This window comes from Nitratidesulfovibrio sp. (assembly GCF_040373385.1).
Taxonomy (GTDB): domain Bacteria; phylum Desulfobacterota; class Desulfovibrionia; order Desulfovibrionales; family Desulfovibrionaceae; genus Cupidesulfovibrio.
Genome location: NZ_JBDXXH010000006.1, coordinates 197598 through 220875, shown reverse-complemented (window position 1 = coordinate 220875; position 23278 = coordinate 197598). Strand labels below are relative to the sequence as shown.

General features: G+C 67.2%; 22 protein-coding genes. 18 read left to right on the top strand and 4 right to left on the bottom strand.

Annotated features, from left to right (window positions below):
- Positions 1–132 precede the first annotated feature (132 nt).
- Both ABWO17_RS12290 and ABWO17_RS12285 read left to right on the top strand, forming a co-directional pair.
- Complete coding sequence (locus tag ABWO17_RS12290) at positions 133–561, top strand: Hsp20/alpha crystallin family protein (RefSeq protein ID WP_353118923.1); 429 nt, start codon at positions 133–135, stop codon at positions 559–561.
- A complete protein-coding gene (locus ABWO17_RS12285; protein ID WP_353118949.1) occupies positions 561–992 on the top strand; it encodes an Hsp20/alpha crystallin family protein in 432 nt (143 codons plus the stop codon). The genes ABWO17_RS12290 and ABWO17_RS12285 overlap by 1 nt, the downstream gene beginning before the upstream one ends.
- Positions 993–1259: 267 nt before the next feature.
- Here ABWO17_RS12285 and ABWO17_RS12280 read toward each other — a convergent pair whose 3' ends face one another.
- A complete protein-coding gene (locus ABWO17_RS12280) occupies positions 1260–2639 on the bottom strand; it encodes a magnesium transporter CorA family protein (protein ID WP_353118921.1) in 1380 nt (459 codons plus the stop codon).
- Positions 2640–2915: 276 nt separating this feature from the next.
- Here ABWO17_RS12280 and ABWO17_RS12275 point away from each other — a divergent pair, with 276 nt between their 5' ends.
- Positions 2916–4157, top strand: a complete 1242-nt coding sequence (locus tag ABWO17_RS12275; RefSeq protein WP_353118919.1) for a response regulator — start codon at positions 2916–2918, stop codon at positions 4155–4157.
- A 603-nt stretch (positions 4158–4760) separates the two neighbouring features.
- Positions 4761–5276 carry a hypothetical protein gene (locus ABWO17_RS12270; RefSeq protein ID WP_353118917.1) on the top strand — a complete coding sequence of 172 codons (516 nt, stop codon included), beginning with the start codon at positions 4761–4763 and terminating at the stop codon, positions 5274–5276.
- 107 nt (positions 5277–5383) lie between these two features.
- Here the strand turns inward: ABWO17_RS12270 and surE are convergent, their stop codons facing one another.
- Complete coding sequence (surE, locus tag ABWO17_RS12265; protein ID WP_353118915.1) at positions 5384–6190, bottom strand: 5'/3'-nucleotidase SurE; 807 nt, start codon at positions 6188–6190, stop codon at positions 5384–5386.
- Between the two features lie 40 nt (positions 6191–6230).
- The gene (locus tag ABWO17_RS12260; protein WP_502914913.1) at positions 6231–9833 is read right to left on the bottom strand and encodes an EAL domain-containing protein; all 3603 of its coding nucleotides are present in this window, start codon (positions 9831–9833) and stop codon (positions 6231–6233) included.
- A 318-nt stretch (positions 9834–10151) separates the two neighbouring features.
- On the opposite strand from ABWO17_RS12260, the gene rbp reads away from it, so the two are divergent.
- The 10 genes from rbp to ABWO17_RS12210 all read left to right on the top strand — a co-directional run bounded on the left by rbp (position 10152) and on the right by ABWO17_RS12210 (position 19967).
- Complete coding sequence (rbp, locus tag ABWO17_RS12255) at positions 10152–10418, top strand: RNA-binding regulator (RefSeq protein ID WP_035068700.1); 267 nt, start codon at positions 10152–10154, stop codon at positions 10416–10418.
- A gap of 269 nt (positions 10419–10687) precedes the next feature.
- Positions 10688–11146, top strand: coding sequence for an outer membrane lipoprotein (locus ABWO17_RS12250; protein WP_353118911.1), 459 nt, complete (start codon positions 10688–10690; stop codon positions 11144–11146).
- A 280-nt stretch (positions 11147–11426) separates the two neighbouring features.
- Positions 11427–11981 carry a hypothetical protein gene (locus ABWO17_RS12245; protein ID WP_353118909.1) on the top strand — a complete coding sequence of 185 codons (555 nt, stop codon included), beginning with the start codon at positions 11427–11429 and terminating at the stop codon, positions 11979–11981.
- 172 nt (positions 11982–12153) lie between these two features.
- A complete protein-coding gene (gene rarD, locus ABWO17_RS12240; protein ID WP_353118907.1) occupies positions 12154–13068 on the top strand; it encodes an EamA family transporter RarD in 915 nt (304 codons plus the stop codon).
- Between the two features lie 180 nt (positions 13069–13248).
- Positions 13249–14319 carry an extracellular solute-binding protein gene (locus ABWO17_RS12235; protein ID WP_353118905.1) on the top strand — a complete coding sequence of 357 codons (1071 nt, stop codon included), beginning with the start codon at positions 13249–13251 and terminating at the stop codon, positions 14317–14319.
- A gap of 323 nt (positions 14320–14642) precedes the next feature.
- Positions 14643–15911, top strand: coding sequence for an ABC transporter ATP-binding protein (locus ABWO17_RS12230; RefSeq protein ID WP_353118903.1), 1269 nt, complete (start codon positions 14643–14645; stop codon positions 15909–15911).
- Positions 15908–16798: an ABC transporter permease gene (locus tag ABWO17_RS12225; RefSeq protein WP_353118901.1), complete on the top strand. Its 891-nt coding sequence runs from the start codon at positions 15908–15910 to the stop codon at positions 16796–16798. The genes ABWO17_RS12230 and ABWO17_RS12225 overlap by 4 nt, the downstream gene beginning before the upstream one ends.
- Positions 16795–17655, top strand: coding sequence for an ABC transporter permease (locus ABWO17_RS12220; RefSeq protein WP_309541318.1), 861 nt, complete (start codon positions 16795–16797; stop codon positions 17653–17655). Before ABWO17_RS12225 ends, ABWO17_RS12220 begins: the two co-directional genes overlap by 4 nt.
- A gap of 185 nt (positions 17656–17840) precedes the next feature.
- Entirely contained in the window at positions 17841–18752 is a 912-nt protein-coding gene (locus ABWO17_RS12215) for a glycerophosphodiester phosphodiesterase (protein ID WP_353118898.1), read from the top strand.
- A 231-nt stretch (positions 18753–18983) separates the two neighbouring features.
- Positions 18984–19967 (top strand): DMT family transporter, encoded by a 984-nt coding sequence (locus tag ABWO17_RS12210; protein ID WP_353118896.1) that lies wholly within the window; start codon positions 18984–18986, stop codon positions 19965–19967.
- A 90-nt stretch (positions 19968–20057) separates the two neighbouring features.
- Here the strand turns inward: ABWO17_RS12210 and ABWO17_RS12205 are convergent, their stop codons facing one another.
- Positions 20058–20519: a winged helix-turn-helix transcriptional regulator gene (locus ABWO17_RS12205; RefSeq protein ID WP_353118895.1), complete on the bottom strand. Its 462-nt coding sequence runs from the start codon at positions 20517–20519 to the stop codon at positions 20058–20060.
- Between the two features lie 288 nt (positions 20520–20807).
- Here ABWO17_RS12205 and ABWO17_RS12200 point away from each other — a divergent pair, with 288 nt between their 5' ends.
- The 4 genes from ABWO17_RS12200 (at position 20808) to ABWO17_RS12185 (ending at position 23221) form a co-directional block, all read left to right on the top strand.
- Positions 20808–21317, top strand: a complete 510-nt coding sequence (locus tag ABWO17_RS12200) for a nitroreductase family protein (RefSeq protein WP_353118893.1) — start codon at positions 20808–20810, stop codon at positions 21315–21317.
- A 1-nt stretch (position 21318) separates the two neighbouring features.
- Complete coding sequence (gene dmpI, locus ABWO17_RS12195) at positions 21319–21507, top strand: 4-oxalocrotonate tautomerase DmpI (RefSeq protein ID WP_353118891.1); 189 nt, start codon at positions 21319–21321, stop codon at positions 21505–21507.
- Positions 21508–21616: 109 nt separating this feature from the next.
- Positions 21617–22735 (top strand): NADH:flavin oxidoreductase, encoded by a 1119-nt coding sequence (locus ABWO17_RS12190; RefSeq protein ID WP_353118889.1) that lies wholly within the window; start codon positions 21617–21619, stop codon positions 22733–22735.
- 153 nt (positions 22736–22888) lie between these two features.
- On the top strand, positions 22889–23221 hold the full coding sequence (locus ABWO17_RS12185; RefSeq protein ID WP_353118887.1) for a hypothetical protein: 333 nt from the start codon (positions 22889–22891) through the stop codon (positions 23219–23221).
- Positions 23222–23278 lie beyond the last annotated feature (57 nt).

Below are 23278 nucleotides of genomic sequence, written 5' to 3'. Positions count from 1 at the left end.
GGTGTTGACACTGCCGCGAGCGGATTTAGCTAATTTCCGGAAAGGGTGCGGCGGAAATTCTGTTCCATGTGCATGCCGCCGCACTGTGGCAATGGCAAATCATGAACGTGCCGGACCAGAGGAGGTACCAACATGGTGATTGACTTCAGCACACTGTACGACATGCCGAAAAGTTTCGAGAGCATGTTCGACGAAATGTCGCGGTTGCATTCGTTCAGCTCGCGGCGCACTGCATATCCGTTGCTGAACGTGCACGAGAATGATGACGGCTACACCGTGGACGTCAGCGTTCCCGGCGTGGCACCCGGAGACGTGGAACTGACCCTTACCGACCGCAACCTGATCATCAAGGGCGAACGCAAGCCCACCGAGGGCAGGTACTTCAGGCAGGAGCGCCTTTCCGGCTCGTTCCAGCGCATCCTGAGCCTGAACGTGCCCGTGGACCGCGACCGCGTTTCCGCCCGCAGCGAGAACGGCATCCTGCGGGTGACCCTGCCCAAGGCCGAAGCCGTGAAGCCGCGCAAGATCGCCATCGAAGCGCCGGCAGGAGGTGTGCAATGATGCCCGACATCACCGAACGCAACGCCAGTGTGGCCCGCACCGGGGACGCCAGCGGCGCAGAACGGTCCGCGTCGGTGCGTGAAGGCAGCGCCGCGCGCATCGAGCGGGTTTCCCCTGCCACGGACATCATCGAGCAGGCCGATGGCTTCCATATCCTGATGGACCTGCCCGGCGTGCCACCGGAGGGGCTGACCATCGACCTTGAAGAGAACGAGGTCACCGTCACCGGGCGCAGCAGCTATGCCCCGGCGGGAAGCGACCGGCGCATGCACGCCGAGTTCGACGCCGTGGAGTTCGTGCGCACCTTCACCCTGTCGGACATGGTGGACAGGGAGCGCATCCGCGCCGTGCTCAAGGACGGGATGCTGAACCTGTTCCTGCCCAAGGCGGAAGCGGCGAAGCCGCGGCGCATCGAAATCTCGCAGGGATAGCGCCAAATTGTCTTTTTGTCCGTTGACGTCGTCAAACGTCCTCTGCCATTTCGGTCAAATACGGTAAGAGTATATTTCCTCATGGCAGGCTCGTTTTCCTTGTCAACGAACAAAAATCCTGCTTTGGCGGTCTTGAGCAAGGGCCGTCGCCCGTGATGCCATCCCCACCGTCGCAATGGAAAGGCCCCCGGCAATGCCGGGGGCCTTTTCGCAGCGCGTCCTTCGGGTCGGAAGCCGACGGGCGAAAGGACAATGGGGGGACAATCCCTACCGGAACCAGCCGCGCTTGTGGAAGAACCACATCATGCCCGCGGCCACCGCCAGCATGCCGCCCAGCGTCGCGTAATAGCCGTAGTCCCAGTCCAGTTCCGGCATGTGGCGAAAGTTCATGCCGTAGACGCCAGCGATGACCGTAAGCGGCATGCACACCGCCGTAAGCACGGTAAGCACCCGGATGCGGTGGTCGGTGTTGCGTTGCAACAGCAGCAGGTAGAACTGGTACAGGTCGCGCAGGCGCATTTCCAGCCGGGCCTGGCTGCGGGCCAGGTGGTTCTGGTTGTCCATGATGTCGCGCAGGCCTTCGCGCTGGCTGGTCAGGGGTAGGGCGGTGGCCTGCAATGTCTGGAGCGTGGCCAGGCAGTAGAACTGGTCCTCGAACTGGATGGACAGCCGGGTGATGGCGCGCTTCAGCGGCAGGATGTCGTCGGGGCTGACCGCGTCGGGGGTGTCGTCCAGCAGTTCGGCCAGTTGTTCGACGCGCGTGCGGGCCTCCATGTAGAAGTGCACGTTGGCGTCGATGCAGGCGTCCAGCAGAAAGATGAGCAGGGCCTGCACGCTGGCCTGTAGCGGGGCGTTGCCGGAGCGGATCATCTGCACCAGTTTGTCCAGCAGGGAGATGTCTTCATCGTGCAGGGTGATCATGCGGCCCGGCAGGCAGAGCACCGTCAGATAGCGGCTGTGCTGGGCGTTCCAGTCGTGGCGGGTGGGCAGGTGGACCATGATGCCGGAAGGAAACACGCTGACTTCGGGGTAGCGGCGTGGTGCCAGGCAGGCTTCCGTCACGTCGTCGGGCAGGTCGTAGGGGGCCAGGAAGCGGCCCAGGTCGTCGCGTGAGGGGGCGGTGATGTCATGCCAGATAACGGCAGGCCTCGGGGACTCGGCCTCGCCTGGCCAGATAACGGCGGGCCTCGGAGACTCGGTCTCGCCTGGCCAGGTAACGGCAGGCCTCGTGGACTCGGCCTCGCCTGGCGCCATGTCAGCGGGCTTCGCGGGCTCGGCCTCGCCTGGCCAGACAACGGCAGGCCTCGTGGACTCGGCCTCGCCTGGCGCCATGTCAGCGGGCTTCGCGGGCTCGGCCTCGCTTGGCCAGACAACGGCAGGCCTCGTGGACTCGGCCTCGCCTGGCGTCATGTCGGCAGGCCTCGTGGATTCGGCCTCGCCAAGCCTTGCGATAACGGGGCCGGGAATGCCGGTTCCGTTTGCCGTGGCGGGTGCGGGCACCCGCGAACAGGCGCCGTTCGGCGCAACGGGCGCTTCCGTGCCGGGGGATACGGAGGCAATGGTGCAATCCGGCGCCAGATGCAGGGTGCGTACGCGCAGGCTGCCCATGGAGGCGGCATCCGGGGGGGACATGGAAGTGGTGATCATGGCGGCTATGCTCCGGAAAAAGCGCATTGCGCGGGTGCGTTGATGGGGGCGTGTGTACCATCATTCACGGCGTTGCGTAAGGGTGTGGCGCGCGGGGTTCTGTGTTCCGCGCGTATGCGTTGCCTGAACGGGGGGCGGATGCTACGGTTACACGGGGCGGCATCTTGTCCAGGCCAGACTGGTGCAGGCCAGACTGGTGCAGACTGGAACGGGTCGGGCCGGACCATCGGCGGGGGCATCCCGTCTGGGGCATTGCGCAACGGAGCGGAGGAGACGATGGAATGCACGGAGCCGGCCACGCACGGCAAGTTGCGGGTACTTTTCGTGGACGACGAGCCCAACGTGCTGCACGGGCTGCGTCTGGCGCTGCGCCACATGCGCGATGCCTGGCACATGTCCTTTGCCGGCAGCGGGGCCGAGGCGCTGGACATTCTTGCCCGCGAGACGCACGACGTCGTGGTTTCGGACATGCGCATGCCCGGCATGGACGGCGACAGGCTGCTGGCGGAAGTGCAGCGCCGCTTTCCCGATACCCTGCGCATCATCCTTTCCGGCTATTCCGACTACGCCATGATCATGCGCACGGTGAAGCCCGCCCACCAGTTTCTCAGCAAGCCGTGCAGCCACGAGGACCTGGCCCGCACCGTGAACCGCGCCTTGCGCCTGCGCGAGGTGCTGTGCAACCCGCGTATCAGGGGGCTGCTGGGGGCCATCGGCTCGCTGCCGTCGCTGCCGGAGGTCTTCGCCGCCCTGCGCGAGGAAATGGACAAGCCGGAACCCTCGCTGCAACGCATCGGCGACATGATCTCGCGCGACATGGGCATGACCGCATCGGTGCTCAAACTGGTCAATTCCTCGTTCTTCGGGTTGCGCAGGCACATCGGCACGCCGCGCCAGGCGGTGGTGCTGCTGGGGCTGGAGACGGTGCGCGGCCTGCTGCTGCTTTCCGAACTGTTCCGGCAGTTCACCCCGCCTTCGGAACTGGGCTGCTCCACCGACCTCTTGTGGCGGCACTGCACCGGGGTCGGGCGGTTCGCCAGGGCCATCGCGGCGGCAGAGGGGCTTTCGGCGGCAGAGCAGGATGACTGCTTCATCGCCGGGTTGCTGCACGACGTGGGCAAGCTGGTGCTGCTTGCCCACATGCCCGGGGAATACGGCGCGGCCCTTGCCCGGGTGCGCGAGGAGGGCAGCCTGGTGCATGACGCCGAGCGTGAGGTCTTCGGTGTCTCGCACGCGGAAATGGGGGCGTACCTGCTGGCGCTGTGGGGCCTGCCCGACACCGTGGTGGAGTCGGTGTACCGCCACCACGCGCCCGCCTGCGGCAGCGTGGATATTGTCTGCGTGGCAGCAGTGCATGCCGCCAATGCCTTGCACCACGAACTGGTGGTGCTGACGCCGGGGCGGGTGCCGAGGCCGATGGACATCGACTGGCTGGCGGCCTGCGGGTTCGAGGGACGCATGACGGCCTGGCAAGAGGCGTGCAACGCCGTCCTGGCCGCGCAGGAGCCGGAAGCGTAACCGTATTCCGGTTGCCACCGTACCTGTCCGCCCCTGTCCGCCCCTGTCCATTCCTGTTCGCGGTGTTTCCGGTTAGCGTCCGGTTTGCTTCCGTTTCATGTCCTGTTCGAGGGGAAAGGCGACCCGGCGGCGGCCCGGCGAGTGCCTTTTGGACTTGCCTTCGCTGTCTCGGGGGGGTAAGGAAGCCGTTCCGCAACACCCCGCCCGACCACAGGTGCCAACCTGTGGTTTTTTTGCGGCGGTGGGTGTTTTGCCACGGCTATGCAGCCGGGTTTCCATGATCCCCAACAGTTGCGCCCACGGGCCGATGCCCGCCGCGCCTGGACCACCCGTCCGGGGGCAGCGCGTCGTCCGCCCACCCATATTGTGGACGCGCGCGGAATGCAGGCCGCGTCAGGGGGAAGGACCGGTGGCCGTGGGCGATGCAGTGTTGCGGGTATACGGATGCGGGCATGCACCCCGCCGGGTGCCGCTGCGTTCCCTTGCCGGGAACGGGCGGCCGATGGAGCGCGGGGGGGATTCATTCTTTTCCGGGATGGCGCGTACGCCCGGCGGCATGGCCGCCGGACGGCCCGTGCCGCCCGACAAGCGAAAGGTGTGTTGATGCGCAGTACAGGACTTGCCGCCGGGTCGATCATTGAGGCCAAGTGCACCCGATGCAACGACATTACGGGTCACGTCATCGTGGCCATGGTCGGCGGTGAAGTGGTGAAGGTCGAATGCCGGGCCTGCGGCTCGGTGCATAAATACCGTCCCCAGAAAAAGGACGCCCCGCGCAATGCCGCACCCTCCGTGCGCAAGGTGCGTGCGGGTGCCACCCGCGCCGAGGCCGTGGACGTTTCCAATTCGCGTTCCGAGGCCGCCCGCAAGGCCGCCGCTACCCGCGCCAATCAGCGGGCCGCGCGCGACGCCGAGGCCACCGAAGTGGCCTGGAAGGTCGCCATGACCCGCAACCCTGCGGAAAACAACCGTAAGTACAGCATGAACGAAAGCTACGAACAGGGCGAGATCATCGACCATCCCGTGTTCGGCCCCGGCGAGGTGCGCGCCGTGCTGCGCCCCGACAAGGTGGAAGTGCTTTTTCAGGAAGGGCTGAAGGTGTTGCGCTGCGTCTGCTAGCTTTTTCGCGGTGACATTGCGCACCGCCCTGCGGACAACAGAAAACCCGGACCTTGGTCCGGGTTTTTTCATGCGCCATGGTGCGGGGCGGGCCAGCTCAGTGTGCGTCAGTGTGCGTTAGGGGCCAACCACGCGCGAATGTCCCCGAACGCCGTGCGCGCCGTGAAGTCGAGGGTCAGCGGGGTTACCGAAACCACCCGGTCCACGCTCAGGGCGTACACATCGGTTTCCGGCGATTCGCCGGGGGCGGGCCTCTTGGTCACGGTGGCGTCACCCAGCCTGCTGGCCAGCGAGGGGGCGGCCAACCGCGATTCGTAGTACATGTCCGGCGAAAGACGGGTAAGCCGCCACGGCGTGCCGAGTGTGGCCCCGGCGGGCACGTCTATCTTCAGCACGTGCACGTCGCCGGGCAGGCCGCGTTCCAGCACCATGCCCGCGAACAGCGCCAGAAAGTGCATGGCCGCGCTCCAGTCCTGTTCGGTGTACGCATGGTGCGATTCGATGCCCGTTTCCATGGATACCGCCAGCGCCGGAATGCCCCGGCAGGCCCCCTCCAGGGCGGCGCCCACCGTGCCGGAACTGGTGATGCTGGCCCCCAGGTTTTCGCCGTAGTTGATGCCGGATACCAGCAGCGCGGGGGCATAGCCGGGCATCACCTTCAGCCCGTGGCCCACCGTGGCCGCCGGCGATGCATCGCAGGCCCAGGCCGTCAGCGGGGTGCCCCCCACGGCCAGTTCCACCTGTTGCAGGGTGGCGTTGCGGTCGCCGGTCTGGGCGCGGCCCATGGCCGTCTGCTGGCGCAACGGGGCAAACACGTCCACCCCGCCCAGGGGATGCAGCGCCTTTGCCGCAGCCAGCAGGCCGGGCGAATGCACGCCGTCGTCGTTGGTCAGCAGGATGCGCGGTGCAGGCATGGGTATTCCTTGCGTGGCGTATTGTCCGGCGCAGGGCCGGTCAGAGTTGTTCGGATGTTGCCGGGCCGCTGGTGTTCCGTTCGGCAGGAACGCCCCCGGCGGCGATGAAATCCACGGCGCGTTCCTCGGCAACGGGGCGGGAGAAATGGTACCCCTGCACCGAGTGGCAGCCCAGTTCGGCCACGATGGCGAGTTGTTCCGCCGTCTCCACCCCTTCGGCCACCACGTGCAGGCCCAGGCTGCGGCCCAGGGTGACCACGGTGCGCACGATCTCGCGGTTTTCCGGGTCCCCGGCCACGGCGGACACGAACGAGCGGTCCACCTTCAGGGTGTCCACCGGAAACCGTTGCAGATAGGCCAGGGACGAGTAGCCGGTGCCGAAGTCGTCGATGCCGATGCCCACCCCCAGCCTGCGCAGGGCTTCCAGCCGCTGCAACGCGCCGTCCGGGTCCTTCATGATGGCGGTTTCGGTAATTTCCAGCTTCAGGGCCTCGGGCGGCAGGCCGGTGTCGGACAGGACGCGGGCCACGCGCCCGGTAAGGTTGGACTGCGAGGCCTGCCGCGCCGAAAGGTTCACCGATACGTACAGGTCGCGCGCGCCGGGCAGGGTGGCCCGCCAGCGGGACAGGGTGGCCGCCGCCTGTTCCAGCACCCACTGGCCGATGCGCAGGATCAGTCCCGTTTCTTCGGCCATGGGGATGAACCGGGCGGGCGGCACCGCCCCCTCGGTGGGGTGGCGCCAGCGCACCAGCGCCTCGAAGCCCAGAAGTCGTGGGCCGTCCACGGCGAACACCGGCTGGTATTCCAGGTACAGTTGCTTGCGGCGCATGGCCATGGAAAGGTCGCCTTCCAGGGTCATCATTTCCATGGTGTGGCGGTGCATGGCCTGGTTGAAGACCCGGAACCGCCCCTTGCCCTGGGCCTTGGCCTGGTACATGGCGATGTCCGCATCGCGCAGCAGCGCATCGGCGGTATCGTACCCCTGGGTGCGCAGCACCATGCCGATGCTGGCGGACGTGCGCACCACCTTGGCGCCCATGCGCACCGGGCGTTCCAGCGCAGCCAGCAGGCGGCGGGTGATCTGCACGACGCGCCGGGGCGAGTCCACGTCTTCCAGCAGCAGGGCGAACTCGTCGCCGCCAAGGCGGGCCACGGTGTCGCCTGCGCGCACCACCGGGCGCATGCGCCGGGCCACTTCCACCAGCAGGTTGTCGCCCGTGGTGTGGCCGTGGCTGTCGTTGATGAACTTGAAGCGGTCCAGGTCCAGCATCAGCACGGCAAAGCGATAGCTGTCGTTGCGGCGGCGGCGCTGGATGGCCCGGTCGATGCGGTCCAGCAGCAGGGCGCGGTTGGGCAGGCCGGTCAGCGGGTCGTGCAGGGCGAGGTGGGTCAGCATTTCCTCGCCCTGCTTGCGCTCTATGGCCACGGCCACCTGTTCGGCCACTGGCACCATCAGTTCCGCATCGCGGGCCGAGAAGAATTCCGAATCCTCGTAGTGCTGCACGACCATGGCCCCGATGACCTTGCCGCGCGAGCGCAGCGGAGTGCCCAGCCAGGCCGCCGGGCGCGCCCCGAACACGGGCCGCGCCTCGATGTCGTTGCTGTGCAGGTGCAATTGCCTGCCGGTGCGGATGACCTCCAGGGTGGGGCTTTGCACCCCGGGGTCGGAAATGCGTTCCACCGGGTTGTAGCGGGCGTCGCGCTCGTCCGCGAAGTAGGCGAAGTCCAGACGGTCTTCCGGTTCGTTGACCAGGGCGATGAAGAAGTTGGGGGCCTGCACGTGGCGGCGCAGGGCCGCATGGATGGACAGGAACAGTTCGTCCAGGTCGCGCGTTTCGTTGATGGCGTTGGCGATGTGGAACAGGATGCCCGCGATGGCGTCGCCCTGCTTGTGGTCGGTGATGTCGGCCAGTGCGCCGGCCACCCTGCTCAGGCGGCCGCCGGGGGCGCGCCGGGCCGCGCCGCGCGCCAGCACCCAGCGCCATGTGCCGTCGGTGTGGCGGATGCGGAACTCATGCTCGAAGCGCTCCGCGTCCGCTCCGGTTATGCGGCGCACCTCCGACAGCACGCCCAGCCTGTCCTCCGGGTGCAGGATGGCCGCGACGTCCATGGGGGAAAGCGCCGCGTCGGGGGCACGGCCCATGATCTCGAGGCAACGGGGCGAATGGTACAGGGTGTTGGTGGCCAGTTCCCATTCCCAGATGCCGTCGTTGGTGGCGGAAATGGCCATGTCGTAGCGCTGGCGGCTTTTTTCCAGTTCCAGCACCTGGTTGCGACGCTCCGTTATGTCACGGATGGTCTGGATGACCCCGGCAAGCCGTCCTTCGCCGTCGCGCAGGGCGGATGCCACGGTCCACACGTGGGCGCCCCGGCCACCATACAGCGTGGGCACGTAGGCTTCCGCCGTCAGCTTGTCGTCGTGGCCGCCAAACTGGGTGTAGTGGCTGGGCAGGGGCATGTCCGGGCTGAAGAACCGGTCGCCCAGCAGGGGGATGCGCTCGCCGTAGAAGGGCAGGGCGTATTCGAAGTTGCCGCGCCCCAGCATCTCGCTGGCGGAATGACCGGTCATTTCCTCCATGGCGCGGTTCCAGGCGGTGATTCGGCGGGTTGCGTCCAGCACCAGGGCCGCGTCGGGCAGGAAGTCGATGATGTCGCGCAGCCTGCGCCACGCCTCGGAAAGCTGGTCCTGCATCACCTTCTGCTCGGTGATGTCCAGCACGAAGCCGTCGATGTAATCCACCTCTGCCGGGGCGTTTTGCGCCGCCCCGTTCGAACCGTCCGCCTGGCCTGGCTGGGTGGGGTGCGTTGGCTGGGTCGGGGCCGGGCCGCGTACCAGCCGCGCGCTGACCAGCCCCCAGAACTGGCTGCCGTCGCGGCGCTTGAGGCGCAGTTCCATGCGGTCCACGCGGCCGGTGGCCCGCAGCGCGCCCACGAAGCGCTGGCGGTCATCGGGGTCGGCATACATCTGCCGGGGAATGTCCGAGACGCATTCCAGCATTTCTTCCGTGGTGGGGCAGCCCCAGATGCGTGCGTATTCCGGGTTGACGTTTTCGTAACGGCCTTCGGGCGTCACGCGGAAGATGCCCACCGGCGCGCTGGTGAAGATGGCATGGTACTGTTCGCGCGCATGATCCAGGTCGCCCGCGTGATTCGAGGCAACTGTGCAATCCGGCGCGGCGGCCCGGTCAGGAGTGCGCGGTTGCGCGTCCCGTGGGGTATCCTGCCCCGCTCCGGCGGTTTTGCCGCGCCGCGCCCGCAACCCCGCCAGCAGCCCCAGCACCAGTCCGGCGGCAAGGCCCAGCAACAGCGCGGGGACCGTCCACGGCATGGCGCCTTCGGTGGCGGCCCAGGCCGGGCGGACCGTGGCAATGGAAACAATGGAAGCAATGGCGGCGAGGGCCAGCAGAAGCGGCGAGCACGGACGTGATGCGGGCGGGAGAACCGGCAGGCGAAACACGAGGGTCAGGCGGCGTGGGGGGCGCAGGCGGTCGATGCTGCGGGGGCTGTCTGCGACAGGATGGCGCACGGCGGGCACGAGGCCCGGCGGAAACAAGCGGGAGCGGCGCGGGCAGTCGGCGGGCACGCGCAAAGGCGCATGCGGCGATGCCTCCTGCGGCCAGGGCGCCTTGCGGCGGGTGGTCATCTGAGGCCCTTCGGGAAACGGCGTTGGATGGAAAAAGGATAGAGGATTCCGCTCCGTTTGAAAAGCGGTCCAAAGGTCATGTGCCTGATGTCATGGAACATTGATCCAAAGCCGGTGTCGGCAATGGTTCCGGGTTCGCCCGGCCGGGCTGGGGCGGGCGTGGCGCATGCACGCAGGGGGGCACCACCCTTGATCTTACCTGTTGACGGATGGCCCTGCATGGGGCAAGGGCAGAAACTGGGGCCGCGCAGCAGGACATCGGTCCTGTCCCGATGAAACGGCGCGGGCGTGATCCATTTTTAGTGAGAGGTTTTTCGCATGGCCAAGTCTATCTACGTCGGCAATCTGCCTTGGGCCGCCACCGAGGACGAAGTGCGCAGCCTGTTCAGCACCTATGGCACGGTGCTTTCCGTCAAGCTGGTCACCGACCGTGAAACCGGGCGCGCCCGTGGTTTCGGCTTTGTCGAGATGGATGACGCCGCAGCTGCGGCGGCCATCGAAGCCCTGGACAACACCCCGTTCGGCGGTCGCAACCTGCGCGTCAACGAGGCGCAGCCCAAGGCGCCCCGCCCGCCCCGCTACTAGACCGGAACCGCACAGGCATTCGCGCCGCTCCGGGACTGCAGGTTCCGGGGCGGCGTTCTGCATGGCAGCCATACCGGTCACCGGACCGGCCCCCGGACGCCACCCGGACGCCACCCGGACCGGCGCCGGGAGTGTGCCGGAAGCGCCGGAAGCGCACTGCGGGGGCGTGTTGCATCCCCCGTCCGCAGGCTGTATATTCAGCTAGGAAATCGCGCCGTCATTTCCGGCGGCGCGGCAAACGATACGGTCTTAAAGACAAGGAGAACGAGATGCGTCAACTCAAGGCCCTCGTGGCGCTGCTGATCGTCGGGCTTGCCCTTTCCGGCTGCGCCCAGACCTACGGCGGCGGCACGTACAAGGGCGGGCAGACCCGCATGTCGCACACCGTGCAGTACGGCACCGTGGAACAGATCAGCGATGCCGTGATCGAAGACAACGCCTCCGGCCTCGGCGCGCTTGGCGGCGCGGTGGTTGGCGGCGTGCTCGGCAACATGATCGGCGGCGGCAAGGGCCGCGTGCTGACCACGCTTGGCGGTGCCGTGGCCGGCGGCGCGGCGGGTTACGCCGGTGAAAAGGCCATGTCCACCAAGAAGGCCATCGAAATCACCGTCAGGCTGGAAAACGGGCAGACGATGTCCGTGGTGCAGGAACCGGACGAAACCTTCGTTGTGGGTGACCGGGTGCGCATCCTGACGGGGAATGACGGGTCTGCCCGCGTCCGCCACTAGACAGGAACCGTTGTCCGCAGGGCGCAAACCGCCCCTCATGCGGCAGGGTTCCGTTTGCCAGGCAGCAGGGTAGTCGGCCCTGGTAGGGCACTTCCCCCATTGCTGACCGCCCGCTGTACACCGGAAGCCAAATGCGTATACTGGACCCGTCCCGGCCTTTCGGGGCGGGTCTTCCCTTTTCATGACGTGTCGCCGGGTGGTGCCCGCCGCGCACGTCGCACGACGCCACCACACCGCGCCGGCGGCGGGCCGGCCTTCACGAACGCGACGGAGGATACCGATGCTTGATCCCAGGGAATGCATCCTGTACAGCGGCGGCGCCGCGGGGACCGAGGCCTGCTTCGGCACCACGGCAGAGGCGTACGGCCTGCAAGAGGTCAACTACAGCTTCGAGGGCCATCAGGTGGAACGCATGCGCGGCGTGCGCGTGCTGACCAGCGAGGAACTGGCCCTGAAGGACGTGAGCCTGACCTACGTCTCGCGCCTGATGAACCGCCAGTACACCCGCGCCCCCCTGTTCCGTAAGGTGTTGCAGTCCATCTGCTGGCAGGTCAGCAGCGGGCACGAGGTGTTCGTTGTGGGCGAGGTGATGGAGGACGGCACCGTCAAGGGCGGCACCGGCTGGGGCGCGGAATTCGCCAAGATCTGCAACAAGCCCCTGTTCGTGTTCGACCAGGTGAAGAACGGCTGGTTCCGCTGGGAACAGGACGCCTGGCTGCCCGAGGCCGCCCCGCGCATTTCCCACCGCCACTTCACCGCCACCGGCACCCGATTCATCGAGGACACCGGCAAGGCCGCCATCGAGGCCTTGTTCGCCAGATCCTTCAGCCGGTAGACAACGACCCAGCGCAATTTAGGGGGCCGTCGGCGACGGCCCCCTTCGTTTTTGGGGCCTGCCGCGACTGGCCGTGACTGGCCGCGACTGGCCGTGACTGGCCGTGGCCACCCAGGCCATTCATCCGCCACATTTGGGCGCGGGGCGCACACCCCCGCCGCCAGGAGAAGCCATGCCGCCGCAACCGGAGCAACACACCACGCGCGCGGGCCTTTGGGGGGCCCTTGGCGCGTTCGGCCTGTGGGGTCTTCTGCCCCTGTACTGGAAGCTCGTCCAGCAGGTACCCTCGTTCGAAATCCTGTGCCACCGCATCGCCTGGTCGGTGGTGTTCCTGCTGCCGCTGGTGCTGCTGGGGGGGCGCCTGGCAGAGGTGCGCGCCGCCGTGGTCTCGCGCCGCAATCTGCTGACCATCGTGGGCAGCAGCCTGCTCATCGGCGGCAACTGGTTCCTGTACATCTGGGCCGTGAATTCGGACATGGTGCTGGAAACCAGCCTGGGCTACTACATGACCCCGCTGGTCAACGCCCTGCTGGGCGCGCTGGTGCTGAGCGAAAGGCCCAGCCGCGTGCAGCTTGCGGCCATCGCCATTGCCGCTGCCGGGGTGCTGTCCATGCTGGTGTCGTACGGCAGGCTGCCGTGGGTGGCCCTGGTGCTGGCGGTGTCGTTTTCGTTCTACGGCCTGTTGCGCAAGCTGGTGAAGGTGGAATCCATCCCCGGCCTGTTCATCGAAACCATGCTGCTCGCGCCCATGGCGGTCGGGTATCTGGGATGGCAGGCGTGGCAGGGGGGCGGCGCGCTGGGGCATCTGGGGGTGACCACCGACCTGTTGCTGGTGGGGGCGGGCATCGCCACCTCCACGCCGCTGCTGTGTTTCGCCTTCGCGGCGCGTCGGCTGCGTCTGACCACGCTGGGGGTCATGCAGTACATCGCGCCGAGCATCGCCTTTCTGCTGGGGGCCTTCGTGTTTCGCGAGCCGGTGACCTCGGCCCACCTGCTGACCTTCGGCTGCATCTGGGCTGCGCTGGCCCTGTACACGGCGGAAGGCCTGCGCGTGGCAAGAAGTGCGCACCGTCATGCCATCCGGTGACAGCCGCAGGGTTTTGGAGTAGCCTGACACGAGTGGTCGTGCGGCCGTGACCCGTGTGTGGCTTGCGCGCAATCCTCGTGTAACATGGGGGCGCCATTGTGGGCGTTCCGTTGCGGGGTTGCGCCGTGCATGGGATGCGGCGCGCGCGGGCGGGAAACCCATCATACCCGGAGGCTGCACATGACCAGGAAGATGTTGTTGCTGCTGTCGATGATCACGGTGCTGCTGCTGCCCTGCCTGGGCCATGCCGCGCCCAAGGAATTCCGCCTGCTGACCTGGAAGGGGTACGCCCCGGCGGAACTGGTGGAAAAGTTCGAGAAGGAAACCGGCTACAAGGTGCAGGTGACCTATTCGAACAACGAGGAAATGATCGCCAAGCTGCGCGCCACGCGCGGCGGCGGGTTCGACCTCGCCCAGCCCAGCCAGGACCGCATTTCTTCCGTGCAGGAAAGCTTTGGCCTGTACCAGCCCATCGACTTCGGCCGCATCGAGGCAGCCCGGTTCATTCCCTCCATGCTCGACGCGGTGAAAAAGAACACCCTGGTCAAGGGCAAGTCGTACGCCGTGCCGTTCTGCTGGGGCACCGACGGCCTGATCGTGAACCGCAAGTTCGCGCCCGAGGCCAAAAGCTTCGCCGACCTGCTGGACGCCAGGTACGCGGGCCGTGCCAGCTACCGCCTGAAGCGTCCCTCCATCATCGCGCAGGCCTTCGGCATGGGCATCGACCCCTTTGCATTGTACGCCGATGAAGCCGCCTACCAGAAGATGCTGGACCAGGTGGAGGGCAAGCTCATTGCCGCCAAGGGCGTGGTGAAAAACTACTGGACCAACGGCGACGCGCTGCTGGAATCCATGCGTTCCGGCGAAGTGCACATCGCCCAGGCCTGGGACAACGGCGGCTTCAAGCTGCACGCCGAAAATCCCGACATCGACTTCGTGGCGCCCACCACCGGCGCGTTGGGCTGGATCGACACCTTCGCCATTCCCGCCAAGGCCGACAACGCGGACGCCGCGTACAAGTGGATCAACTTCATGATGCGGCCCGAAAACGCGGCCGTGTTCACCAACGCCGAAGACACCCCCACTGCCGCCGTGGGCGTGGGCGAACGCCTGAAGCCCGCGTTCCGCGCCGACTTCGAACGCTGCTACCCGCAGCAGGTCATCGACAACATCAAGTGGTACCCGCCCGTGCCCGCCAAGCTCGAAGCCATGGAAGGCAAGGCGCTGGACCGGGTGAAGGCCGCCCAGTAGCAAGACGCCGGGGCGCCGCGCCTGCCCGTTGGGGCGGTGCGGCGCCCCGATTCCGTTTTTATCCGGAACAGGACACGCCGGGCATGCAGGGCCCGGCGGTTTCGCCCCTGCCGCAGTACCGGGGCGGAACCGCAACGGATACCGGATGGCCCGGCAGCGGGTGGCCATCCAGATGCGCCGCGCATGGCGGCCCAAGCCCCCTCGCCAATCTGCGACACCCCCGAAGCGGACCCGGTGCGGGCCACGAAACCCGGTCACGAGACCGGGCGGGGAGAGCGGCGAAGGCGGGCGGGTGGACCGGCGCGGCGGGAGTGCATGACCAGATGCCCACGGATATTTCGCCAGTTGCTCCTTCGGTTCTTTCCCCGGTCGCATCCCCGGTCGTATCCCCGGACGCATCACCGGACGCGTTCGCCGATCTTTCCGTAACCAACCTCGTCAAGCGCTTCGAACGGTTCACGGCGGTCAACGACGTGTCGTTCGAGGTGGAGCGGGGCAAGTTCTTTTCCATCCTTGGCCCTTCGGGTTGCGGCAAGACCACCCTGCTGCGGATGATCGCGGGCTTCGAATCGCCCGATTCCGGCGTCATCGCCATTCGCGGGCGCGACATGGCGGGCATTGCCCCCAACCGCCGCCCGGCGAACCTGATCTTTCAGCACCTCGCGCTGTTCCCCATGATGACCGTGGCCGAGAACATCGCCTTCGGCCTGAAACGCCGGGGCATGGCCGGGGGCGAGATAACCCGCAGGGTGCAGGACGTGCTGGAGCGCGTGGGACTGCCCGGCTACGGCGCCAAGATGCCCGCCCAGCTTTCCGGCGGGCAGAAGCAGCGTGTGGCCATTGCCCGCTGCCTGGTGCTGGAACCCGCCGTGCTGCTGCTGGACGAGCCCCTGGGCGCGCTGGACCTGAAGCTGCGCGAGCAGATGAAGGTGGAGCTGAAGACGTTGCAGGCCGAGGTGGGCACCACCTTCGTGTACATCACCCACGACCAGTCCGAGGCGCTGGTCATGTCCGACCACGTGGCGGTCATGAACGCCGGGCGTTTCGAACAACTGGACACCCCGCGCAACCTGTACCGCCGCCCGGCAACGGCCTTCGTGGCCGGGTTCGTGGGCGAGACCAATGTCTGGTCCGGCACGCTGGAGGAGAGCACCGGCGACGCGGGGCTGGTGCGCACCGACGAAGGCGCGGTGTTTCGTGCCCGCGTGGCCGCCGGGCTTGCCAGGGGGGCGCGGGTGGACATGTTCATCCGGCCCGAGGCCGTGCTGATCGACCCCGACGGCGTGGCGTGCGCGACAGGTGACGCGCCTGGCGGGGTGACGGACGGCGCGGCGGGTGACGGCGGCGATGCGCCCCTGCCGGTACGCGGGGCCAGCGCTGACCTTGGGAACAGGGTACAGGTGCAGGTGCAGGCCATCCTGTTCGACGGCGCGGCCAGCCGCCTGCTGACCCATCCGGAAGGTTCGCGCCGCGAGGTCATGGTGGCCCTGCCCCAGAACCGCCTGTACGACCATATCAGGCCCGGCGACCGCATCACCGTGGGCTGGGACGACCGCGCGGGCATCTGCTTTGCGGCGGGGAGCGGACAATGAGCGCCGCCACGCATTCCGCGTCAGTCAAAACCGGGCCGGGGCTGCGCCTGACCCTGGCGCTGTTCCTGACCCCGGTGGTGCTGTGGCTGGGGCTGCTCATCGTGCTGCCGCACATCGACCTGCTGATCATGTCCTTCCGCATGGACCCGTCCTTCGGCGAGCAGGGCTGGAGCCTGGAAAACTACCACCAGTTCTTCGCGGAACCCATCTACTGGCTGACCTTCGTGCGTACCGCCGGGTATTCGGTGCTGGTCACCCTGCTGACCTTCCTCGTTTCCCTGCCCGTGGCCTTCTACGTGACCAAGGTGGTGGCGCGAAACACCTCGCGCTTTCTGCTGACCATGCTGCTGCTGCCGTTCTGGGTCAGCGAACTGGTGCGGGTGTACGGCTGGATGATCCTGCTGCGCGAAAGCGGCGTGCTGAACCACTGGCTGACGGCGCTGGGCATTACCGGCGCGCCCGTGGAGATGCTGTACAACGACGCCACCATGATCATGGGGCTGGTGTATACCTCCATGCTGTTCATGGTGGTGCCGCTGGTTTCCGTGCTGGAAAGCCTGGACGACAGCCTCATCGAGGCCGCCTGCGACCTTGGCGCCGGCCCGTGGACCATCATGCGCACCATCGTGGTGCCGCACTGCATGCCTGGCATCGTGTCCGGGGGCATCGTGGTGTTCATGCTCACCCTCGGCAACTACCTGACCCCCAACCTGATGGGCGGCAAGAATTCGCTGTGGTTCACCGAGCAGATCTACAACCAGTTCATCGCCAGCTTCAACTGGAACCAGGGCGCCGCCTTCGGCTTTCTGCTGCTGGCGCTGTCGTCGTGCATCATCTGGCTGGGGCTGCGGCTGACCGGACAGAAACTGAGCAGGGTAGTGCAATGATCCGCTCGCTGCCGCGCTCGCGCGGCTACACCATGGGCTACGGCCTGTACGTCACACTGTACTTCGTCTTCCTGTTCGCGCCGCTGGCGGTCACCTGCGTGCTGGCCTTCAACGATTCGCAGTTTCCCTCGCTGCCGTGGAAGGGCTTCACGCTCGACTGGTTTCTGGCCGACCTGCCCGCGCGCACCGGCATCTTCCACGACCGGGGCAACCTTTCGTCCATCTTCACCAGCGCCCAGACCGCCATTCTGGTGTCCGCGCTGGCCACGCTGGTGGGCACCTGCGCCGCCTTCCTGTTCGAGCAGGAGGAGTTTCCGCTGAAGGGCGCGCTGTATTTCCTGATGCTGGCCCCGCTGGTGGTGCCCGGCGTCATCCTGGGCATTTCCATCCTGATTGCCGCCACCACGGCGGGCACCTTCATGGAAGACGTGCTGGGCATCGACGTGGGCATCCTGCGGCCCGGCTTCTGGCTGGTGGTGCTGGGGCAGTTTTCGTTCATCACCACCTTCGTTACCCTGGTGGTGTCCGCCCGGCTGAAGAAGTTCGACCGCACCCTGGAAGAAGCCGCGCTGAATCTTGGGGCCACCCGGCTGGAGGTGATCCGCTACATCACCCTGCCGTTCCTGCGCACGGCCATCATCGGCGCGGGCGCCGTGGCCTTTCTGATGTCGTTCGAGAACTTCAACACCACGCTGTTTCTGGTGGGTTCGGAACCCACCCTGCCCATCAACCTGTACCTGCAGGTGCGCGACGGCTCCACCCCGGTCATCAACGCCATCTCGTTCCTGCTCATCGTGGGCACCTCGCTGGTGGCGTGCGTGAATCTGTATGTGGGGCGCAAGACCGAAGCCAGTTAGCGAGATTTGCTGAAGAACCAACCGGGGAGGGGACCCTTTGCGCTCTGCGGTCCTCATCCGTAAGGTTCGCGCGTTGCGCTCACCTAACGGCTGAGGCAAAGGGTCTCCCTCCCCGGACCCCTCCCCCCCAAACTTTTTATTTGGGCGCATTGATACGCCTTTGCTCGAATTTTCAGGAGGTCAACATGTCCGGCGCAACCACGCCCCGTGAAGGATACTACGCCCTGCGCGCAGGGCGGGTACTGTGCATCGCCCATCGCGGGGCGCGCTCCGTGGCGCCCGAAAACACCATTCTCGCGGCCCAGCGCGGGCTGGAAGAAGGCGCGGACCTGTGGGAACTGGACGTTCAGCTCACCGCCGACGGGCACCTGGTGGTGGTGCACGACGACACCCTGGAGCGCACCACCGACGTGGCCTCCCGCCCGGAATACGCGGGCCGCGCCCCGTGGCGGGTGTGCGACTTCACGCTGGATGAACTGCGCGGGCTGGACGCGGGCGGCTGGTACCAGACCGCCGACCCGCATGGCCAGATCGCCTCGGGCGGGGTGACGGCGGATGACCTTGCCCTGTTCACCGGCCTGCGCATCCCCACGCTGGACGAGGCGCTGGCCTTCACGGCGGACCACGCCTGGCGCGTCAACGTGGAGATCAAGGACATGACCGTCAACGCGGACGGCACCCCCGGCAGCCCCACGTATCCCGGGGACGAGGCGGTGGTCCGCGCCGTGCTGGAGTGCCTCCGCGCCCATGGCCTGGTCGATCGGACGCTGCTGTCCTCCTTCCGGCACGCATGCCTGCGCCACGCGGCCCACATGGAACCCGCGCTGGCCCTTGCCGCGCTGGTGGAAGACGTGCGCCCGGACGACCCGGTGGCCTTGTGCCGCGACCTTGGCGTGGTGGCCTACCACCCCGGCGACGACATCGTCACCGAAGCGGACGTGGCCGGGCTGCGGGCAATCGGCGTGGCCGTCAACGTCTGGACCGTGAACGAGGAAGCGGACATGCGCCGGTTCATCGACTGGGGCGTGGCCGGACTGATCACCGATTTTCCGCTGCTGTGCTGGGGTGTGCTGCGCGAGAAAGGCCTGGGCGCGTAGGCGTGGCGGGATTGCGCCAGCCAGCCGGGGCAGGGCGGCCATGGGCCGCGTGTCCCCCTCGTGCATTCCCGCTCGCGGAATACCCGCATATCCGCATGGTTGACCCGGCGCGCCACAAGGCGTAGGCGGTGCGCTCGGGCATCCGCGCCCGCCATGGTGGCGGTGCCTGGCACCCGCCCCGCAACCCGCGCCGGTTCCGTCCGGCCCGCTTCCGCCCTGCGGAGGAACCCCATGCCCGCCCTCGGGACCGGCGAACTCGCCGCCCTGTCCACCGCCGCCCTCTGGGCGGTATCGTGCCAGATTCACGCCATCCTTTCCCGGCGCCTTGGCGCCCACACCCTGATCCTGCTGCGCCTGCCCATCTGCATCGTGATGTTCGGCGCGTGGTGGGGCGCATCCGTGCTGTTTTTCGGCGGCGGGGTGATGGTGCCCGGTTCGTTCGGTTCGCCCAGTTCGTTCGGTTCGCCCGGCGCGCCCAGTCCACTGGCCTTGATCTCGCTGGCCCTTTCCGGGGTGTTCGGCGTGGCCCTGTGCGACCTGCTGTTCTATTCCGGCGTGGTGCTGGTGGGCGCGCGGGTGGCCCTGCTGGTGCAGTCGCTGTCCACGGTGATCACCGCCATGCTCGGCTACCTGTTGCTGGGCGAGGCCATCGGTCCCATGGGCATCGCGGGCATTCTCATTGCCACGGGCGGGGTGGCCTGGGTGGTGGGCGATGGCGGCACGGTGCCCGAAGGCGCGGTGCCACTATCGCGCGCGGTGCGGCTGCGCGGGGTGGGGCTGGCCTTTGCCTCGGCGCTGGCGCTTTCCGGCGGCATGGTGCTGTCCAAGCAGGGGCTGGCCGAAGGGGTGGACCCGCTATTCGCCGCGCTGCTGCGCATGGTGGTGGCCATGGGCGTGTTCTGGCCCACGGCCATGCTGACCGGCAGGCTGCGCCCGGCTTTGTCCGTGGTGCGCGGCGACAGTCAGGACCGTCGCAATTTCCGTCTGCTGCTGGTGGCCTCGCTCATCGGGCCGGTGGTGGGGGTGTGGCTGTCGCTGGTGGCCATTGGCGCCACCAAGACCGGCATCGCCGCCACCCTCATCGGGCTGGAACCCATCTTCATCATTCCCGTGGCCGCCCTGGTGGAACGGCGCTGGCCCACGCCCCGCGCCATTGCCGGGGCGGGCATCGCCTTCGTGGGCACGGCGTTGCTGTGCCTGCGCAATCTGCCGTAGGCGCGGTCCGCTGACGAAAGGAAAAAGCGCCCGGAGTTGCTCCGGGCGCTTTCGCTTTTTTCTGGGGGACGGAAATCCGGCGGCAGGCGGTTACACCTCGCCCACGGCCATGCCCATGTCATCATCGCTGTTGGTGTCGGGGGCGATGGCGCCCACGGCGGTCCTGGTGCCCGTGGTGTGTCCCGTGTCCGATGTGCCCACGGTACCATGGTTGGCCTCGAAGGCGTGGCCCCACGTGCACATTTCGGACAGCACCGGCAGCACGCTGCGCCCAAGTTCGGTCAGCGAATATTCCACGCGCGGCGGCACCTGCGGATACACCTCGCGGTGCAGCACGCCGTCCGATTCCAACTCGCGCAGTTGCTGGGTAAGCATCTTCTGGGTGATGTTGGGCATGATGCGCCGCAGTTCGCTGAAGCGCAGCGTGCCGTCCTGTCCCAGCCGCCACAGGATGATGGGCTTCCACTTGCCGCCGATGACCTGAAGGGTCAGCTCCAGCGCGCAATAGTATTCCTTGCCCGCGCAGTGCTTGAGGGTGCATGCCGTGACCATCTGGTACCTCCGCCCGAAACATAGTATCATCGGCGGTATCTTTCAAGACCCTACGGTATGGTGCAGGATACTATGCCACAAAATGGTGCGTACTTGATGAAAAATCTGAAGCAGGTATTTTGAGCCGTAACGTTTCGCCTTGTTTCGTCGGCCTTGCCGTCCCGGCCACCGCCGCCTTGCCGCATGGAGTTCCGGCGGGCGCGCGGCTGGCCGGGCACGTGGCGAACCCGCAGGACTCTTGCATTCGTACCTCGTAACGTTGCGCCACGCAGGGCGCAGGAGGGTTTCATGGACGTCTTTTCCGCCATCCACGGTCGCCGTTCCATCCGCAAGTATACCGAGGCCCCCGTTGCCGCGTCCGACGTGCGCGACATCCTGGCCGCCGCCATGGCCGCGCCCAGCGCGGGCAACGCCCAGCCGTGGCGCTTCGTGGTCGTGGACGACCGCGCGCTGCTGGAGGCCATTCCCGCGTTCAGCCTGTATGCCGCCATGGCCGCAAAGGCCCCGCTGGGCATTCTGGTGTGCGTGGATCTGACGGCTGAAAAGTATCCCGGCCTGTGGCCGCAGGACTGCTCCGCCGCCATGCAGAACCTGCTGCTGGCCGTGCACGCCAAGGGACTGGGCGCGGTGTGGACTGCCGTGCAGCCCATGCAGGACAGGGCCGATGGGTTCAGCAAGCTGCTGTCCCTGCCGGAGAATATCGTGCCCTTCGGATTTGCGGTCATCGGCCACCCGGCGCAGGAACTGGCCCCGCAGGACCGCTACGACGAAGGCAAAGTCCACTGGAACGGGTGGTAGCATGCCCATCATCAGCGTTGTGGCCAACCACATGGCAACGGACGACAAGCGCGAACTGGTGCGCGAACTGACCGCCACGGCGGCGCGCGTCATGAAGCTGCCGCCGGAAACCATCACCGTACTCATCGACTGCCGCCAGCCGGAAGACATCGGCGTGGCGGGGGTGCTGCTGGCCGACCGCAAGAAATGACGGGGGGCGGCAACCCGCCGCCCGCCATTGCCTGCATTTTCCCCACATTTTCCCATCATGTTTGTGCCCCTTTCCTTTTGCGGGAAGGACGGCGCACCACGGAGACCTCATGAGCGCATCCATTTTCGCGCCCGCGCGCATCGGCAACCTGGAATCGCCCAACCGCTTCGTCCGCTCCGCCACGTGGGAAGGGCTGGCCACCGACGACGGTCTGGCCACCCCAGCCCTGGCCGAGGTGCTGGGCGCTCTGGCCAAGGGCGGCGTTGGCGTGGTCATTCCCGGCCATGCCTACGTGGAAAAACGCGGGCAGGCTGGCCCGCGTCAGCTTGGCATTCATGACGATGCCTGCATCCCCGGCCTGCGCATGCTGGCAGACGCCGTGCACGCGGGTGGCGGGCGCATCGTGGCCCAACTGGCCCACGCGGGCGGCCTGGCCCACACCCCGGCAACCGGAGAGCCCGGCATGACCGCCACCCCCTTCGAGCGGGAAGGCTTTCTGCCCATGCGCGCAATGACCGAAGCGGACCTCGACGAGGTGGTGGCCGCCCTGGCCGCCGCCGCGCGCCGCGCCGTGCAGGCGGGCTTTGACGGGGTGCAGGTGCACGGGGCACACGGCTACCTGCTGAGCCAGTTTCTGTCGCCCGCGCGCAACAGGCGCACCGATCGGTTCGGCGGCAGCCTGGAAAACCGCATGCGCCCCCTGCTGATGGCGGTGCGCGCCGTGCGCGAGGCCGTGGGGCCGACCTTTCCCGTGTGGGTCAAGCTGAACTGTTCCGACTTCACGGACGGCGGCTTCGAACTGGACGAGATGCTGGAAACGGCCCGGCACGCCATATCCGCCGGGGTGGACGCCGTGGAAATGTCCGGTGGCACGGCCATGAACCCGCCGAACCGCATGCCCGCCCGGGTGACGCGCATCCGCAAGCCGGAGGACGAGGCCTGGTACCGCGAGGCCGCGCGTCGCTTCAAGGCCGAGGTGGGCGCGCCGCTGATTCTGGTGGGCGGCATTCGCACCCCGCAGGTGGCGCAGCAACTGGTGGACGAGGGGACGGCGGACATGCTCTCGCTGTGCCGCCCGCTGATCCGCGAACCCGGCCTGGTGCGCCGCTGGGCGGAAGGTGACGACGCCCGCGCCGCGTGCATCTCGTGCAATAAGTGCTACGGCCCCCTGCGCGAGAATCGTGGTTTCTACTGTCCCGTGGCGCGCGGCGAGGTGGCTGGGGAGTAGCGGGACCCACCCGGCGGCAGGTGGGGCAGAGGGAACGGGGGCGCATGCCCGGCGTTTTCCCCCTGCGGCAGGCCACTTGGATCTTGAGCGGGACGGCGAAACCGCGTACCCGTCGTGGACCGGGTGCAACCCGAATTCCACCAGGAGCCGCGCATGAAGATTCTCGCCATCGACAAGGTTCGCGAAGACGCCACCCCCGACGTCATCCGCGCCAACTTCCTGAAGGAAGTGGCCCATACCATCAAGATGTATCTCGCTGACGTGGTCCGCGAGGTGTACTTTCGGCAGGACCGCTCCGGCACCGTCATGGTGCTGGAAGCCCCCTCCATGGAAGAGGCGCAGTCGCTGATCAACACCCTGCCCCTGGTCAAGCAGGGGCAGATAGAGTTCGAACTGATTCCCCTTGGCCCGTACGTGCCGCTGGGTCTGCTTGTCGAAGAGGCCGACGGCCCGGCGGAAGATACCGCCGCAGGCCCCGCGCAATAGCCCGGATACGGGCCGCGTCCCAGCTTCGCTCCGCCTTCCCTGGCCGGAACAGGCAGG